The organism is bacterium, from assembly GCA_009926305.1.
In the GTDB taxonomy this organism is placed as follows: Bacteria; Bdellovibrionota_C; UBA2361; order UBA2361; family RFPC01; genus RFPC01.
In genome coordinates this window covers 1-16523 of the sequence record RFPC01000006.1, presented here as the reverse complement: position 1 = coordinate 16523, position 16523 = coordinate 1, and the positions used below count along the sequence as shown (strand labels likewise).

The 16523-nt window shown below is 45.0% G+C and carries 16 protein-coding genes; 7 read left to right on the top strand and 9 right to left on the bottom strand.

Going from position 1 to position 16523, the window contains the following annotated elements:
* Nucleotides 1-5 precede the first annotated feature (5 nt).
* From EBR25_02155 to EBR25_02125, 7 genes are all read right to left on the bottom strand, one after another.
* A complete protein-coding gene (locus EBR25_02155) occupies nucleotides 6-323 on the bottom strand; it encodes a hypothetical protein (GenBank protein ID NBW39786.1) in 318 nt (105 codons plus the stop codon).
* Between the two features lie 235 nt (nucleotides 324-558).
* A complete protein-coding gene (locus EBR25_02150) occupies nucleotides 559-873 on the bottom strand; it encodes a hypothetical protein (protein ID NBW39785.1) in 315 nt (104 codons plus the stop codon).
* A gap of 169 nt (nucleotides 874-1042) precedes the next feature.
* Nucleotides 1043-1696, bottom strand: coding sequence for a hypothetical protein (locus EBR25_02145; GenBank protein ID NBW39784.1), 654 nt, complete (start codon nucleotides 1694-1696; stop codon nucleotides 1043-1045).
* A gap of 128 nt (nucleotides 1697-1824) precedes the next feature.
* Nucleotides 1825-3024, bottom strand: coding sequence for an AAA family ATPase (locus tag EBR25_02140; GenBank protein ID NBW39783.1), 1200 nt, complete (start codon nucleotides 3022-3024; stop codon nucleotides 1825-1827).
* 127 nt (nucleotides 3025-3151) lie between these two features.
* Nucleotides 3152-4111: an acyl-CoA desaturase gene (locus EBR25_02135; protein NBW39782.1), complete on the bottom strand. Its 960-nt coding sequence runs from the start codon at nucleotides 4109-4111 to the stop codon at nucleotides 3152-3154.
* A gap of 266 nt (nucleotides 4112-4377) precedes the next feature.
* The gene (locus tag EBR25_02130) at nucleotides 4378-5925 is read right to left on the bottom strand and encodes an auxin-regulated protein (GenBank protein NBW39781.1); all 1548 of its coding nucleotides are present in this window, start codon (nucleotides 5923-5925) and stop codon (nucleotides 4378-4380) included.
* A 23-nt stretch (nucleotides 5926-5948) separates the two neighbouring features.
* Nucleotides 5949-6623 (bottom strand): histidine phosphatase family protein, encoded by a 675-nt coding sequence (locus EBR25_02125; GenBank protein ID NBW39780.1) that lies wholly within the window; start codon nucleotides 6621-6623, stop codon nucleotides 5949-5951.
* A gap of 77 nt (nucleotides 6624-6700) precedes the next feature.
* Between EBR25_02125 and EBR25_02120 the strand changes: the two genes are divergently transcribed.
* From EBR25_02120 to EBR25_02110, 3 genes are all read left to right on the top strand, one after another.
* Entirely contained in the window at nucleotides 6701-8539 is a 1839-nt protein-coding gene (locus EBR25_02120; GenBank protein ID NBW39779.1) for a hypothetical protein, read from the top strand.
* A 61-nt stretch (nucleotides 8540-8600) separates the two neighbouring features.
* Nucleotides 8601-9914 carry a histidine--tRNA ligase gene (gene hisS / locus EBR25_02115; protein ID NBW39778.1) on the top strand — a complete coding sequence of 438 codons (1314 nt, stop codon included), beginning with the start codon at nucleotides 8601-8603 and terminating at the stop codon, nucleotides 9912-9914.
* A 53-nt stretch (nucleotides 9915-9967) separates the two neighbouring features.
* Nucleotides 9968-10387 (top strand): YjbQ family protein, encoded by a 420-nt coding sequence (locus EBR25_02110; GenBank protein NBW39777.1) that lies wholly within the window; start codon nucleotides 9968-9970, stop codon nucleotides 10385-10387.
* Between the two features lie 19 nt (nucleotides 10388-10406).
* Here the strand turns inward: EBR25_02110 and EBR25_02105 are convergent, their stop codons facing one another.
* The gene (locus EBR25_02105) at nucleotides 10407-11459 is read right to left on the bottom strand and encodes a DNA photolyase (GenBank protein NBW39776.1); all 1053 of its coding nucleotides are present in this window, start codon (nucleotides 11457-11459) and stop codon (nucleotides 10407-10409) included.
* Entirely contained in the window at nucleotides 11443-12321 is an 879-nt protein-coding gene (locus tag EBR25_02100) for a hypothetical protein (GenBank protein NBW39775.1), read from the bottom strand. The genes EBR25_02105 and EBR25_02100 overlap by 17 nt, the downstream gene beginning before the upstream one ends.
* A gap of 55 nt (nucleotides 12322-12376) precedes the next feature.
* Here EBR25_02100 and EBR25_02095 point away from each other — a divergent pair, with 55 nt between their 5' ends.
* The 4 genes from EBR25_02095 (at nucleotide 12377) to EBR25_02080 (ending at nucleotide 16498) form a co-directional block, all read left to right on the top strand.
* Entirely contained in the window at nucleotides 12377-13252 is an 876-nt protein-coding gene (locus EBR25_02095; protein NBW39774.1) for a glycosyltransferase family 2 protein, read from the top strand.
* A 94-nt stretch (nucleotides 13253-13346) separates the two neighbouring features.
* Nucleotides 13347-13916, top strand: a complete 570-nt coding sequence (hslV, locus tag EBR25_02090; GenBank protein ID NBW39773.1) for an ATP-dependent protease subunit HslV — start codon at nucleotides 13347-13349, stop codon at nucleotides 13914-13916.
* A complete protein-coding gene (gene hslU, locus EBR25_02085) occupies nucleotides 13909-15351 on the top strand; it encodes an ATP-dependent protease ATPase subunit HslU (GenBank protein ID NBW39772.1) in 1443 nt (480 codons plus the stop codon). The genes hslV and hslU overlap by 8 nt, the downstream gene beginning before the upstream one ends.
* Before the next feature lie 73 nt (nucleotides 15352-15424).
* Entirely contained in the window at nucleotides 15425-16498 is a 1074-nt protein-coding gene (locus EBR25_02080; GenBank protein NBW39771.1) for a PDZ domain-containing protein, read from the top strand.
* The last annotated feature ends 25 nt before the right edge of the window (nucleotides 16499-16523 follow it).

Here is a 16523-nt window from a genome sequence, read left to right as displayed (position 1 = left end):
AGAGATTAAATCTCTTCAATCTCTAGTTTTCCGATAAGACCTTCAGCTTTTTTGAGTATCTCTTCTTGTACCTGTCCCTCGATGGTCTTGATCAGCTGAGAACGGAATATTCTCATCAGTTGAGTGCGCTTTCGATGATACGCTTGGAAACTGAGATTACTTTCTTTGGCCCGTATTCTCTTATCAACTTCACCTATGAGTCTAAGCTCGTGCTCTGCATCTGAAGCATTATCTGAAACGAGATGGGCGTAAAATTTAGCATAGTGAGTGAGTGCAGTTCGAATTTGGAGCCGTAAATGCTCCGGAAGCTCTTGTTGAGACATAGTTATCCTAAATAGTAAGTACTACGCACTTTCGACTTATTAAGATGCAGAGGGAAAAAGAGCAGATTCAATGCTCATTTACCACTCTAACCTACTGATTTTATACGAGGAACCGTCGTGCTATTTTTAAAAAAGCAAGAATGAAGCACCCGCTCTCCTGATGAGAGTTTCGTGTCATTGAAAGATGAAACGGATAATCACGTGTACTGAGGGAAGGTCCTTAATCTCATCTGTATTAATTCGCTCTTTGCTGACTCCTCCGTAGAGCCTGTTCATTCATACTCTCATTGAGCGAATATTTAGCCAGAGCAATCTGATAATTGATTTCATGCCTTACCTCTTGAAGCTCCTGTGTAGCAGGAGAATCTACATAGGATAATAGGAATAGTGCGACGCTGAGGTAGGTACAGCCAATTAGCGAATATCCCAGGATAGACGAAATGCATGCCAAGAGGCCCTTTCGCTTTGTCTCGAGTGTTCTCATTTCGTGCCGCACTCTTTTCCCTTTCGTTGGTAAATGGCTCGTATGATATCGAAGATGCGTGCGCATATATCCCCCTCTCGCATTTGTAAGAAGCGACCCCAGATCCCTCTTTTACGATCCTGTTATGGAAGGACTATTTGGTAATGTGCTCTAAAATTGAGGACGGCGCACTTAATTATCTGAAATTGTTAGTTGAAATACTGGAGAGATTTGGTGGGCATAGTCGTACGGAAGACTACTTGCGGACACCTGTTTCTTGATAAATATCAGAGATTTTCTTATGAAGCTCTGTGATATAGAGTTTTAGGTTTGTTGGCAGCTCTTTTTTCTTTCCATAACGCTCAGAGAGGTATCCTTTCACATCTTTTTGAGTCTCTAGCATGGAAGCTATGGTTTTGCTGCACCGAAGAAGTTGAGAGCGTTTGGTTCGCTTATACTCCGAGCGTTTATCGTAGTGCACAACTCCAAGATCCATATCTACTCGTTTTTCCATATCTGCTGAGAGCCATTGTTTCCAAAAAAAGAGGAGGTTTGGACAAGTAGCCTTTTCCTCTCTTGCTGAGGCTATTAGGTCAGATTCGAAAATCGTAAAAGGAATTAAGGTGCATACTCCTTCTTTAAGAGTGCAATAGAGATGAAGGGATGCCAGCATGAGAAGCTCTTCTGATGAAAATCGAGGAGGTGCTTCTAGAGGATTGAAGGGGTCTTCCATTACCCTCTCTAACGTCGAGAGTTTTTGTAAGATTGAGTCTTTTGTTGTTTGGTACGTATCTACTGATTCTTCCTCTAGCTGAGTGGGCACTTCACCAGAAAGGAGCTCACGCGATTGGGCTATCAGTGAGTCAGTGAAGATAATGGACGCGAGAAGAAGAAAAAGAGTCGCTTGCAATGGTATTCTCCTTTTCTTGCTCTGATTGTCGGCGATAGCGTACTTCATAAAATAATCGAACCTCAGATCGTCAGATTATCGTTGTTTCGAGTGCTCGACAATGGGGTGAAGATATATGATCTCCCTTGTCATTTAGGCAATCGGGCTTCATATCCAGAATCCTCGGGACAGTAAAAAGTTTGTGAATTCAGAGTAGCAGCAGCTTTTTCTATGCGGGCCTTATCTTCTGGGCTCTCACGAATGGGGGAATTTGTGAGCTCGCTCATTATTGGAATATTTGGATGGCTCTTTATGAATTTTTCAGCATTTCGTAATGCATTATAGCTTGCTCGAGATTTAGGAGCAGTGGAGAGAAAGCAAATTGCCTGGGTGATAGCAATTTTGCCCTCTGGAAGACCAAGGAATTTATACGCCTCAAGAGCCTGATTGGCGATCATCAGTGCTTGTGGCTGAGCATTTCCGATATCTTCGCTAGCAAAGATGATCATTCGCCGAAGTACATAGAGAGGATCTTCTCCAGCTTCAATCATTCGCAATCCATAGTACAGCGCTTGAGTAGTATCTCCTGATCGCATGCTTTTTATGAAGGCAGATATGGAGTCAAAGTGATGATCTCCTGAACGATCATAGTGAATGTGTGATTGCTCGGAGAGTAATTCAGCAGATGATGGTATGTTCTCATCCTCCATAGAGAGATATCGCTCTAGGGTGCGAAGAAGAAGGCGAGCATCTCCCTGAGCTGAGTGTATAAGTGCTGCTTGCAGATTTTCAGGGATGGTTTTTTCTAGAGAGCAAAGGACACTGGAAAGAATGTGTGTGAGCGCCTCATCATCAAAACCTGCTAATCGAATGAGCCCACACCGTGAAAGGAGAGCCGGGGACAGTGCAAATGAAGGATTTTCGGTAGTCGCTCCAATAAATATGATGCGGCCCTCTTCAATGAGTGGCAGCAGGATATCTTGCTGCGTCCGATTAAATCTATGAACCTCATCAAGGAAGAGTAGGAGAGGTGGCGTGCCTTGTCTGGTCTCTTTCACGAGGTCGCGAACTTCTCGAACTCCTGCATTCACTGCGGAGAGTTCTTTAAACAAAACGTCTCTCGTTTTTCCAATGGCACGTGCTAGAGTCGTCTTTCCTGATCCTGGGGGTCCCCAGAAAATCATGCTTTGAAGCGCTATTTTTGGATTACAAATGTTTTTCCATAAGTGAGGGCTGATTCCACAAGGGGGGAGCATCTCGTCTAGCGAATGAGGACGAACCTGTTCAGCAAGAGGCAGCTTAGGGTTTGATGGAGTATCAAAAAGAGTCTGTGTCACGCTACGCTTCATAATTTGAATTCACAGAGGTCAAGCGTTCCACGAGTTTAGGGTGTCAGTCATTCTGGACTAGCGCGAAGAAGTTCCGTTTCTAATTTACGGTTCACTTCTCGCTGCCTCCAGACCTGAAAACACAGCGCTAGGCAGCTTTAGTCTGTGCTGGGGCTTCCTGAACCTTTTGCTCTACCGCTCTTATTTTATTCGCTTCCTCTTTTGAGGTGTTTTTCGCTTCATCATAGATTCTTTGCGGTGGAACACGGAGGTCCCAAACAATTCCAAACCACGATAAGCACTTCAATATGTAGTGAGTGATGTCTATCTCCCACCAGTAAAAGCCTTGCTTCTCTGAACCAGGATAACGATGGTGATTGTTGTGCCAGCCCTCTCCGAGGGTAATCAAAGATAGGAGCAGATTGTTTCTGCTATCATCAGTGGTTTGAAACCTTCGTGAGCCGAATAGGTGAGTAAAAGAGTTGATACAAAAGGTTCCATGGTATAGGAGAACGGTGCTCACAAAGAAGCCCCACATAAGCATCTGAAAGCCCGAAGTCCCCAATGCTGGGAAGAAATGGTCAAGAGCAACTCCTAGGTAGAAACAGAAGAATCCAAGTGCCGTTGGCGGGATCCAATTGTATGCATCGAGCAACTTGAGTTCCGGGAACTTCGTCAAATCTTTTACAAGCTCGTGCCGGGTATGGATGAACTGTCGGCTCAAGATCCATCCGATATGTGCATAGTAGATTCCAGATACTACTGGAGAGTGAACATCATCTGGCTGATCTGAGTGTTGATGGTGATGTCGGTGATGAGAAGACCACCAAATTGGCCCTTTCTGACCAGAGGTGGCGCCAAGAAATCCTAAAAGGAACTGAAATACCCGAGACGTCTTGAACGTTCTATGTGAAAAGTACCTGTGATAACCACCAGTAATTGCAAACATCCGAATGAAGTAAAGGAAGGCACATACTGCCAGCGCTATCCAGCTGACATCTGTAAAGAGTGCAAAGATACACACGAGATGAACTCCCCAAAAGAGATAGTGACGGACCGCATAGTTCATTCCCTTTGTGTCATCCCCAACAATATCGCCTTGAAACATGAGCTTCCTTTTTCGTTGTCTCTATAGGTGGCAATCCGGCGCCACAATATTCTCTAAACAAATAACGATTCTCGATATAACGCTATTCCACTTCGGAGTTCATCGAGAGAACGATGGCGCAATCTGAGAGCGCTCCAGAAGTCTTAGGAGTGTAACGTAATGTAGTGTATGAAACCACTACGCGGCGTAAAAGGGCGCTAACGCAGCTAAAAATTAGTATTTTCAGTCGGTTAGCTAGATGCTTCCTTTTGTTCTCTGAGCTCTGTTTAGTGCTTGGAGGATGCGTATTCTGTTTTAAGGAAAGTACAAAGGTCTTCGAAAAGCTCAGGTTTGCTCACGAGTCGAGGAACTTTATTCTGCCCCCCTAATTTGCCGCGAGATTTCATCCAAGCAGCAAAGAAGCCGTGTGGTACAAACTCAACTCTTGGAGCTTTGAGTCCAAATCCCTCGGCACGGTGTGCTTCGTAGTCTTCATTCCGTTCGCAGAGGCGCTGATCAATCAGTAAACTTGCTTTGTCGGCTTCCTGTGCTGAATGTCCTTCATCGGTAAGCTCCATGATATACAGGTGTCCCCCTAGCTCTCCTGTGTCTTGTGGGAAAACAGCACCGACGCAGTAGTCTGTAACACGTAGTCCAAGCGAGGTCAGAGCGGTATGAACGGCGTCTTCGACTTCTTCCGCAATCAAGTGTTCTCCGAATGCCGAGAGAGAGTACGAGGTTCTTCCAGTTATAAGAAGTCGGGGTATTTCTGTGTCTATGAATCGTACGGTATCACCAATGACATAGGACCAGAGACCAGCACACGTAGTAAGTGCAATCGCATAATTGATCCCTTCTTCAATGTTTCCAACCCAGTGACGCGTTGGAGTAGCGTGATCAAGTTCGTCAACTGGAATGAACTCAAAGAAGATATCTGTATCTAGCAGGAGCCGGAGTCCTTCGCCATAGCCGCGGTCTCCAATGGCAATGAATCCTTCGCTGGCTGGGTAGACTTCGCGAAGCTCGGCATGGCTTCCATCGAGGAGTTCCTGGAACTGATCGTAATAGGGAGTGAAGTTAACACCACCATGAATAACGAGTTCAAGATTCGGAAAGTATGAAGAGAGCTTCCTTGGTAGGTGCGGCTTCAGCTCAGCCAATTTATCGATAAAGATAAGCATCCATGAGGGGACACCACTGAGCGTTCTAATATCCTTGGTCAAGCTTTCCTCTGCCAGCCGTTGAATTTTTTCTTCCCAATTACTTAAAAGAGCAAGGTCTTCGTTTGGAAAATAGCGAGGACGAATCCACCATGGAAGATTCTTTACAGAAATTCCACTTAGGTCTCCACTATAAATTCCAGGCGCTTCTTCTTTAAGAACAGTGCTACCCCCAAGCATAAAGTTGAGGCCCCCGAGAAGTTTCGTCTGAGGTCGGTTTGAAACATGATGAACGAGAACATCCAGCCCTGCTTTTGCATTTGATGCGTTCATTTCTTTTGTATAAGGAATAAATTTCGTTGTGCCTGAGCTTGTTCCCGAGCTTACTGGAAAGCAAGTAATAGTCCCCGGCCACGTGCAGTCTTTTACATGAGGAAAGCAGGGCTCCCAAAATTCTTTCCAGAAGTCCTCATATGTGCGAAGTGGCACAGTTTCTTGATATGTTTCTACAGATGTAACTTTCCGAAAATTATACTGCTGTCCAAATTGAGTATCTTTCGCTTTTTGTACCAGTTTATTGAGAATCTGGCGCTGGCATTCAACCGGGTTTTGTTTGGAAAGCTGATGCCCTCGATATAAAGAGTAGGCTTTTAAAAACGGGGTAAGATTAAGCATTTATAACTCCCATGGGGAAAAGTTTAGTCCTTTACAGGAAGAGCTCCAAAAAAGGCATCAACACCATTTGTATGTTCTCCTGAATCATCAAGCTCACTTAGATGCGTGTAATCATTCATAGAGAAAGACTGCACACCTTTTTCATCACGAGTATGAGGATGAAAGCAGACTGTACTGATGGACGTATTTCGTATTTCTGTTTGTAAGAGTTCTTCTAGGGGCATGCCAAGTAGTAGATTGAGAAGAACTCGCACTACTCCACCATGTGTCATAAGAAGAATGGATTCTCCTGAATGATTAGCATGAAGAGCCTCAACGAAAGGAGTCAGTCTGTCTGTAAGGTCAATAAAGCTCTCGCCCTTATTGGGGCGAAAGTCGATGCGAGTCTTTCCAGAAGCTTGTAGTTTTCTTCGGTAGATTTCTCCCGAGTAGCCCTCGAGATCGCCAAAAGATTTCTCTCGGAGGACTTCGGTGTATCGCACAGGAAGAGGAGTGGTGCTAGCAAAAGGTGCCAGCGTCTCCCGTGTGCGTTCAAGATCGCTCGAGTAAATTGCATCGAAGGAGAAATCTTGCAAACGACGGGCAAGCTTCTCCCGTTGTAGTATGCCGAGATCGGAGAGTTGGCCATGTTGCTGACCTTGGATGATGTTACTTCGGTTCTCAATGGTCTCGCCATGGCGGACGATGTATAGCTTCATAGACTAGAACGCTATAGGATGGTGTTAAAGTTTTCAATGGGTGGTTATTACGTCTGTTGCACTTTACGGTATTATGTATGGACCGATTGCAAGAGGGGATCAGCCTACTCGTCATTTCAGCCTCGCTATTTATCCTTCATATCGTATTGCTTCGAGCGCTCGGTCGTAGCGTATGGGTTTGCTGCAAGAGATGGTTTAGCCACAATAATGCCTGTCACGCTGAAGAAGAGAGTCGCTTTCCTGGCTTTCCCCCAGAATTTGCTCTAGGTCTCACAACGTTTCTTGTTGCTTTTTTGGTGCTGAAGTCCTTCGGTGGTTCTTGGGGAATTTCTTGTTGCCTACCCTTCCTGTTCCTTATCTCTCGACGCTGGAGGAACTTTTTTGCTTTTTTGAAGCAACCGCTTCCTCGATTATCGCTAGGGCATCTCGTTTGGTTGATAGTCCACATCGTATTGGGAACAACGCTTATTGAGTTCTATGAGGAGCGAATTATAAGTGCTTGGAGAAATGCCTATGGAGATTATCCGTTTCACCTCGGGATGATTACGTCGTTTGTTCGGGCTGATAACTTTCCCCCTGAACAGATCATTTATGCTGATGGATTTTTACAATATCCTTTCTTGATCAATCTCTGGTCGGCGGTAATTTGGAAGTGGAATCTCTCTTATTCGCACTTGGCACTTATTTTTTTGTTTCAATGGCTCCTGCTCTGGGAAGTGGTGTATCAAGTACTCTCTTCGAAATCTCAGAATCTTTTACCATGGTTTATACTCCTTGCTGGGGGTGGATACGCGAGTTTAGGTCAGAACTCTGGACAAATGATTCCCCGCGGAATGAGTTGGACATCATTTCTGACCACTATATGGATTCCGCAACGTAGCGCTCTTTTCGGAGCAATGCTCATGTTGATTACGGTACAACTCTTTTTTCATTGGCGAGATTCGCCAAAGGACAGAAGAGTATATGGGGGCGTATCTGGCATTTTGCTGGGTTTCATGCCCTTAGCCCATACGCATTTCTTTCTGTTGACTGCGTTATTTATTGGGATGCAGCTCGCTATTCTCTTATATAAAAGCGATCAAAAAACAGCCTTCCTTTGCTTCCTATTCCAATTATTCTCTCCTGGGGTGCTTCTTTCTTTTCACGCGCTTCCATTTTTATACGGGAAAGAATCTCTCTTTATACTGCGGTACTCAGGGTTTCTTTCTCAGAGCATGGTGAGAGAAGAAGGTGGATTGCTGAATGTTTTTCAGAATGTATGGCCAATAAGTCTGGTTTTCCTGATAACGTTCGTCTTCTATAAGCAGAAGAAAGACACAATCTCACTAATAATCTTAGCGATCATCTTTTGGTTCGTGGGGCTATCAGTATGGGAGTGGGATCAAATAAAGCTTTATGTCGGGCTTGTAGTGCTCCTTGCTTTAATAATGAAACAGGAGGCTGTTCAACCTAGGCGCATCCTTCATTCAATGGTTTTCCTGTTCATTATTCCCACAACGTTCGAATTGTGGACGATTTTTCAAAGGGGAGAGATGTATGAAATGTTTGACAGAAAGAAAATATATCTCGCTGAGAAATGGCATAGAGCTCTTCCAGCTCGTGCTGTAGTTTTGTCTGCCCCAGATCACAATGGGGCAGTCGTGCTGACAGGCCGTAAGCTTTTTGCAGGCTATGAAGGGTGGCTCTGGTCGCACGGTATCGACTATCAGGGGCGGATGGAGGCCCAGCGAGAACTCATTCCAGCTCTCGATTGCGAGGGGGGGCAGTGGAGATGTCCTTCGCACTTTGTTTGGTCAGAGGCCGAAGAACGATATTGGGGGCAAGATTCGGCACCTCAACACGACAATCTGACACCAATATCAGATGATCTTTTTAAGATTCAGCTCAAGTCAGCAGCGACTTCGATAGTAAGGTAGGAATAGCCTCTCAGTCGTTTTTCTCTTATACTTTGGCTTTCAGGAATTAGAGGACGACGATATGGCAAAAAATAAGGGAATATCTGGATTTCCAGAGTGGTTACCAGCAGAGAAAAAGTTAGAAGATGCAGTCATTGCAAAAATCAAAAGAATTTATGAAAGCCATGGATTTACTCCTATTGAAACTCCAGCAGTAGAACTTCTTGAGACTCTCTCATCAAAGGGGGAGATTAACAAAGAAATCTACGCTGTGCAGCGTCTGGCAGCACAGAGCGACTCGGAACCAGAGCTCGGGCTCCACTTTGATCTTACCGTACCGTTTGCCCGTTATGTGGCGATGCATTTCAATGAGCTTGTTTTTCCGTTTAAGCGATATCAACTTCAGAAATCATGGCGTGGTGAGAGGCCTCAAAAGGGTAGGTTTCGGGAATTTTATCAATTTGATGTTGATATCGTTTCAAGGGATGAGTTGCCGCTTTGCTGTGATGCCGAGGTAGTAACAGTATTAGCAAAGGGTCTATTGGCGTTAAATATTGGGACTCCATGCCTTGAGCTCAATAATAGAAAACTTCTATTAGGATACTTTTCGGGTCTTGGTTTATCAGACGATATTGCAAGGCAAGCCATATCTGTCATTGATAAGCTTGATAAGATTGGAGAATCAGAAGCTGCGCAACAGATCGAAGCTCTTTCGGTATCTTCAAGTGCAAGAGACAGAATACTGGAGTTTGTTGCACCCACAGTCCCGTTGGATCAACTGGCCTCTGTTCTTTCACAAGTATCCCTCAATTCTGCTATGGCGGAGGAAGGAGCAGAGGAGCTGCTTACCGTGGCTTCTTTGATACCGAAGAGTGTTCGAGATCATATTGTTGTTCGATTTCAAATAGCTCGTGGTCTTGACTATTACACTGGAACAATTGTCGAGAGTAAGATAACAGAGTTTCCCGAGTTCGGTTCTGTCGGTAGCGGGGGAAGATATGAAGATTTAGTCAGCAAGTACTTGTCGAAGAATGTGCCCGGTGTAGGAATTTCAATTGGTCTGACTCGTTTAATGGACTTAATTATTCGAGAGAAACTTCTACCGCTTCCTCAGCTGTCTTCTGCTCGTGTTTTAGTAACAGTACTGAACGAGGAGGTAAGGAAAGAAGCGGAAGAATTTGCAGAAGCGTTACGTGTTGATGGAGTGTCGTGCGAAGTGTTTTTTCGCTCCCCAAAACTCGGAAAACAGATTGATTACGCCGATAAAAAGGGTATTCCTTTCGTAGTTTTTTTAGATGCTGAAAATTCAGTCAAGAATATTCAAACAGGAGAGCAGGTGTCGTTTACTGACCTGGCTTCATTAAAGCGTATCGTTTGTACTGAGGATCTCCAGTAGATTCTTAAGGCTGATACCTGAAAAGGGATGAGCTTTTGTGAGGGCAAGCCGCGATGGAGATAGCGAACCAAATAGTAACAGTTCATACGAAGAGGCAGGGTCTAATAGAGATTACGCCTCAGATATTAGAGATAGTGAGGAGTTCACAGGTTAAGGATGGACTCTGTACCGTCTTTATTCGACATACCTCAGCAAGCTTAATAATTCAGGAAAATGCCGATCCATCAGCAAGAACGGATCTTGAATATTTTCTGAATAAGCTTATTCCTGAGAATGATACTGGTTTCACGCACACTGCAGAAGGCTCTGATGATATGCCATCACATATTAAATCAGCAATTACTCAAACGGCCTTATCAATACCAGTAGTAAGTGGAGAGCTCGCTCTTGGTACATGGCAGGGCATCTATCTCTGGGAGCATCGTGTCAATCCACATCTTCGTAAGCTTGTCGTGAATCTTGTAGGGCGCTAGGTCTTCTTTGGGTGAGGTATTATGGCGCTTCGTGAGAAGAAGGGGCGTGATGCAAGTAAATTTTTTCGCGTGGAAAGAGCTCTTCCGCCAGTGCTTTGATTTCTGATAGCACTTCTTGCTCTTGGTCGACAGGGAGCGATACAACGCCATTTTTATCTTCATATCGTTGATGAAGCAGGCTTGAGCTCTGTCGATGTTTTTTCATTTGTTTAAAGTACCCAGAGCTGATTCGAAATGTCCCAAGGCTAATTTCACTAATACTCTCTGGGGCTATTACTGAAGCTACGCTCCTTAACAAGTCTTTGTATTCATTTCTCCAGTTTGTAACGGGAAGAATCGGGTCAAGACAGAGACGTACTGGCCATCCATGGTCGGCAACACGTTGTATCGCCTTGATGCGCGCCTCCGTCGATGGAGTTCCAGTTTCGTACTGTCTCGCTATTGAGTGTGGTGAGAGGGTCCAAGCAAGTATTATCCGAGGATTTGGCGGAACGTGAAGCAGTGTCTGTACCGCAACACTCTTGGTTCGGACCTCCAGTGTGAGTCCAGGATGAAAGTTCGCAAATTGTATCCATTCGGCTACATATCCAAAGAGATCTTCTAGAGCTAAAAGGTCTGTATCGTATGATAGACAGAGATAGAGTGATTTTTCATTTGCTATTCTCTCTTCAATCGCTCTGAGAAAGCCCTCATTATTTACAAAAGCAACGAGGTGTGCAGAAGGGAACATTCCTTGTAGATAGCAGTACTCACAATCATACAGACAGTTAAGTGCAAGCGTATTATAATAGAAATTCTTGTGCTCAAAGTCTGGAGCGAAGCCTGATCCACGATAAAGAAACTCATCTGTTCTATTTGCAAGTATGAGCTTCCTGCTCTGTTTTTGAAACTGAAAGTTTTGATTGTAACGATTGAAGACCTCTTTGTAGCTCGTGATCGGTATGATTCGTGCTTTTGGAAAGCGAGTTAGAATTCGCTTTGTTCTTGGGTGATCATGGGCAGTCTCTTCGACATAGATATGAGAGAAAAGTTTCGTATAACTCGTATGAGGAGCCTCACTCTGCAAGGACATTGAGCACCTCTTGAAGTATCTTTTTTTGTTCTACTTTTGTTTCGGGATGAGCGCTTCTGAGGAGCGAGCTGAGGGGAAGGGGAGCCTGTGTCCGAGCTCTAAATTGCTTGGCATGATTTCGCAGTGTCGTTCGTTGAAATGAGGTTAACGAGAGACGTGTCTCGCAGTCTGCCAGAAGCTGTTCATCGCTCTCGGTGAGAAGCGATACGACAATCTTCTGTGTTACTTGCTCAAGTGTCAGAATTGTTTCAATGATTTGTGATGTATGGACGCGAATGTGCTCTTCGATACGATCTCTCGTGATGGTCTCTGGTTTGAAGAAGTCCGATATAATTTTCAGAAGAAGAATATTCTCAATTGGCAAGAAAGATTTACTGGCTTCAAAAAATGCAGATCCTTCCATGTCCGCAATCGTATCTGTTGGCCAATGATCTGGTGATGCTATCGGAGTAGGCGACGAGTGAAGAATACCGTCTTGAGCCTTTATATCAACGGTTATATCAGGATAGAAGGTTTCCAGCGTAGCAAGGTTCTGGATTTTTACAGGACGGACTATCGATCCGAGAGAAAAGTCGCCGTTAGAGCCTGCTATTCCAACATTCGTAATTGTATTGATGTTTATTCCTTGATTACTGAAAAATTGCAGGGCCAGCGTTGTTCCAATGGCCGCCTGTGTAAGTCCGATACCCGTTATGATGAGCGAGAAAGAGTCGTGTCGATACAGCTCATGAGATCGTATGGAGAGTACTCGCTTGAGCTTCAGGCGCTGAATGAAGGGTAGGGCTTCTGGTCTGAGTGCGGTGACAATAAGATTCATTCGCTTTATTGTAAGGGTGGAGAGGAGAAAATCCAGTATTACCACTTCTTTTTAACAAGAAATAAGCCATTGTGGTTCCCGCTATGAAAAGCAACGTATCATGAAGAGTATTTCTGTTATTATTCCAGTGAGAAATCGACCGGATATGCTGCAACGAGCGGTACGGTCAGTGCTTGCCCAGACCTGTAAAGACTACATATTGACCGTAGTTGATGATGGTTCAGATGCAGACATGCGTGAGGCACGGCAGCTAGTTGAAGAGAGTGGCAACTACTGGATACAGCAAAATAATCGAGGAGTTTCAGCGGCAAGGAATGTTGGCATTCAACACGCGCCGTCCAAATGGTATGCATTTCTTGACTCAGATGATGAGTGGCTCCCTGAGAAACTGGCCGCACATGTTGAATTTCATGAGACCTCAAACCAATATCTGTTCTCACAATCCCTGGAAACATGGTTTAGACGAGGAGTTCGAGTTAATCAGAAAAAGATACATGCGATGCCTGAGGGTGACGCATTTATTCCATCTCTCAAGAGATGTTGTATAAGTCCGTCTTCAGTCTTTATGCATCACACCCTCTTTGAGCGCTTCGGGCTCTTCGATGAGCAGCTTCCAGTTTGTGAAGACTACGATCTCTGGCTGAGAATTACCGCTTTCAACCAGATAGGGTTGGTAAGACGTGCTCTTGTCCTCAAATATGGGGGACATTCAGACCAGCTTTCTCGGAGTCGCAAAGCGCTTGACCGATATCGGGTTTTAGCTCTGTTGAAGCTGCTATCGGGACCCGATTTTCAGTTCAAATTAAGACAAGAGGCAATCAGAGAAGTAAGTGAAAAGCTCGAGATTCTTCGTTTAGGAGCGGGCAAACACACGCCACGTGATGTCGCTCTCTATGAGGAAGTTCTTGAAAAGATTAGAGGAGAGGACTTTCAGGAGGCTCAGCGGTGTATGCAGAGTCTAACCAACCTCTCGTGACGTTCCTAAGATCAAGCGCATAGACACAAAAAAAGAAAAAGAATAATAACAGCCGTCGTTGACCTTTTTCCCTTCGGGCGCGAGACTAAATTGTATGGAAAACATATTTCACAGCACTACCATTCTTGCGATTCGTCGCGGCGGAAACCTCGTCATGATTGGAGATGGTCAAGTCACTCTTCAGAATACGGTCTTCAAACAGGGGGCCAGAAAAGTCAGAACTCTTCATCATGGAGCTATGTTAGCGGGCTTTGCTGGCTCTGCAGCTGATTCCTTTACACTCTTTGAGCGATTCGAAGTGAAGTTATCCGAGTTCGGTGGTCAACTCAGTAGAGCTGCCGTAGAACTCGCAAAAGATTGGAGAATGGACCGAGCATTAAGGAAACTTGAGGCGATGATGATTGTAGGAGATGCGGAGCACCTCTATCTCTTATCTGGTATGGGGGATGTTATTGAGCCAGACGATGGGATCTTAGCAATTGGTTCAGGAGGAAATTTTGCTCTTGCTGCTGCTCGGGCTGCACTGCGACTCCCCAATGAGAATCTTTCCACACGAGAAATAGCAGAGCTTGCAATGAATGTTGCAGCAGAAATTTGTCCATTTACAAATACGCACTTTTGTATCGAAGAAGTAGTCGCGAGTGGGGTGAAATCTAATGGCTGAAGCAGTGGATTCGGAAGGAAGCGAACCGAAACCTGAAGGGACTTTCGGAAGTATCGTTAAAGAAGACGAAGCACAGTTGGAATCAAGAGCGGTGGTGCAACTGACTCCGAAGGAGATCGTTGCCAAACTCGATAGGTATATCGTTGCGCAAGAAGGTGCAAAAAAGTCGGTAGCGCTTGCATTGAGAAATCGATGGAGACGACTGCAGGTCCCCGATGATTTTAGAGATGAGATAACTCCGAAAAATATCTTAATGATTGGTCCAACAGGAGTGGGAAAAACTGAGATTTCAAGAAGATTGGCAAAGCTCGCTCGAGCCCCTTTTGTGAAGGTGGAAGCATCAAAGTTTACAGAGGTAGGATACGTTGGAAGAGATGTAGAGTCTATTATTCGAGACTTGGTCGAGGCTTCAGTCACTCTTGTTCGAGAGGAAGAGCAGGAGCGCATGAGAATAAGAGCGCTTCGAGCTACTCAAGAGGACATTCTCGATCTTCTTCTTCCAGGTTCACGAACCGATAAGACTGAGAACGAAGACGGTGTACATAAAGAGGATGCGAGTACACGCGAGCGACTCAGGCGGCTCCTTGAGGACGGAAAGTTCGAAGAACGCGAAGTTGAGATAGAGATTACGAAAACAGCTGGTACGCAAATGCAAGTACTCGGTCCTCAGGGCTTTGCTGAGATTGAGGGGCAAATTAAAGATCTTTTTAGTAACATGATTCCACCGCAGCGAGAGAAGCGACGGGTCAAGGTTCGTGAAGCGAGAGAAATTTTATTACAGCAACAACTTGATTCCCTGATCGATCACGAGAGAGTGGCAGAGCTGGGGCTACAGAGAGCAGAGGAAGGCGGTATCGTATTTCTCGATGAAATAGACAAAGTATGTGGTAAAGAGGGGGGCGGAAAAGGTCCTGATGTCTCTCGAGAAGGGGTTCAAAGAGACTTGCTTCCGCTCGTTGAGGGCTCAATAGTCTCAACGAAGTATGGCTCGCTCAAGACTGACCATGTGCTCTTCATTGCGTCGGGTGCCTTTCATATCGCTAAGCCAAGTGATTTGATGCCGGAATTTCAGGGTCGTTTCCCAATTCGAGTTGAACTGGAAAGTCTTTCAGCTGAGCATTTTTATCGGATTCTCTGTGAGCCTCAGAATGCACTCACTCGCCAGTATCAGGCGCTGCTGAATACCGAGGGAGTGCGAGTTGAATTTTCAGATGATGCGCTGAGAGAGATTGCTCGACTGACTGAGGAGGTAAATCGAACCTCCGAGAATATAGGAGCACGTCGCCTTCATACAATTCTTGAGAAGGTGCTTGAAGATATCTCTTTTCATGCAGATGAGCATTCTAGTGAAACCATTCATATTACTGTTGAGATGGTGCGCGAGCGATTAGAGAGCATCGTGGGGAATGTAGATCTCTCAAAATATATCTTGTGATGAGTGAAGATAGCTAAAAGAAAGAAGAGGAGTCATGAATCTATTTCAAGGGAGATATCTACTGGCTTGTACCATGGGTATTATTGCAATACTGCTTCTCTTTTTTTCAGCACAAGAAATTTCTATCTCAGTTGGTCCGCGCCAAGTAGCAGCAAGCGATGGTTTAACAGCTGAAGAGCAAAGTACTATATCGTTGTTTGAAGATGCTTCTCCGAGTGTCGTATACATCACTACTATTGATATCGCACTGAAAAGAGACCTCTTCTCCTTGACTCCGTTAGAAATTCCCCGAGGTACAGGCTCTGGTTTTATATGGGATGAGAGAGGATACATCGTAACGAATTATCATGTAGTTCAGGGCGGACGGAAGCTAAAGGTGCATCTTGCAGATCAGACTGATTGGGATGCTCGCTTCGTTGGTGCAGAACCAGACAAAGATATTGCGGTACTCAAGATTGAAGCGCCGAGCGGATACCTTCGACCAATTAAAGTTGGGTCATCCCGAGGACTACGGGTTGGACAGAATGTTTATGCGATAGGAAACCCTTTCGGACTTGATCAGACGCTGACAACTGGCGTGATTAGCGGTATCGGAAGAGAAATTGCTTCAGCTACGGGTAGACCAATACAGGGCGTAATACAGACCGATGCAGCAATCAATCCTGGGAACTCTGGTGGTCCTTTACTTGACAGCTCTAGCCGCCTCATTGGAGTGAATACAGCGATTTATAGTACCTCAGGAGAAAGCGCCGGAATTGGATTTGCGGTTCCTGTTGATACCGTGAATCGGATTGTACCGCAGTTGATTCAGTTCGGGAAAGTAAAGAGAGCCGGACTTGGAATAGAAATTGTCGATGATTGGATCGCACGTCGATTACGAGTTCGAGCTGGAGTCTTAATTGCCAATATCCCAAGGGGCTCGCCGGCGGAAAAAAGTGGGTTACAGGGGACACGAGTAGATGGACGGGGAAGAGTCAATCGACTTGGAGATATTATTCTAGCAGTTGATGGAGTCAAAATTAATGATAGTGATGACCTCTATCGGGCACTTGATGCTCAGACGATTGGAAAACAAGTGGAAGTAGAAGTTCTTCGAGAGAAAAAACGGAGGAAGCTCCTACTGACCTTGAGCGATATTTCCTCTTAGTCTCTCCTGACTATCACTTCGTCGA

Bases quoted from the DNA above. Each gene is read 5' to 3' on its own strand.
- EBR25_02155 (NBW39786.1), bottom strand. From the start codon at position 323: ATGTCTCAACAAGAGCTTCCGGAGCATTTACGGCTCCAAATTCGAACT.
- EBR25_02150 (NBW39785.1), bottom strand. From the start codon at position 873: ATGCGCACGCATCTTCGATATCATACGAGCCATTTACCAACGAAAGGG.
- EBR25_02140 (NBW39783.1), bottom strand. From the start codon at position 3,024: ATGAAGCGTAGCGTGACACAGACTCTTTTTGATACTCCATCAAACCCT.
- EBR25_02135 (NBW39782.1), bottom strand. From the start codon at position 4,111: ATGTTTCAAGGCGATATTGTTGGGGATGACACAAAGGGAATGAACTAT.
- EBR25_02130 (NBW39781.1), bottom strand. From the start codon at position 5,925: ATGCTTAATCTTACCCCGTTTTTAAAAGCCTACTCTTTATATCGAGGG.
- EBR25_02125 (NBW39780.1), bottom strand. From the start codon at position 6,623: ATGAAGCTATACATCGTCCGCCATGGCGAGACCATTGAGAACCGAAGT.
- EBR25_02120 (NBW39779.1), top strand. From the start codon at position 6,701: ATGGACCGATTGCAAGAGGGGATCAGCCTACTCGTCATTTCAGCCTCG.
- hisS (NBW39778.1), top strand. From the start codon at position 8,601: ATGGCAAAAAATAAGGGAATATCTGGATTTCCAGAGTGGTTACCAGCA.
- EBR25_02110 (NBW39777.1), top strand. From the start codon at position 9,968: ATGGAGATAGCGAACCAAATAGTAACAGTTCATACGAAGAGGCAGGGT.
- EBR25_02105 (NBW39776.1), bottom strand. From the start codon at position 11,459: ATGTCCTTGCAGAGTGAGGCTCCTCATACGAGTTATACGAAACTTTTC.
- EBR25_02095 (NBW39774.1), top strand. From the start codon at position 12,377: ATGAAGAGTATTTCTGTTATTATTCCAGTGAGAAATCGACCGGATATG.
- hslV (NBW39773.1), top strand. From the start codon at position 13,347: ATGGAAAACATATTTCACAGCACTACCATTCTTGCGATTCGTCGCGGC.
- hslU (NBW39772.1), top strand. From the start codon at position 13,909: ATGGCTGAAGCAGTGGATTCGGAAGGAAGCGAACCGAAACCTGAAGGG.
- EBR25_02080 (NBW39771.1), top strand. From the start codon at position 15,425: ATGGGTATTATTGCAATACTGCTTCTCTTTTTTTCAGCACAAGAAATT.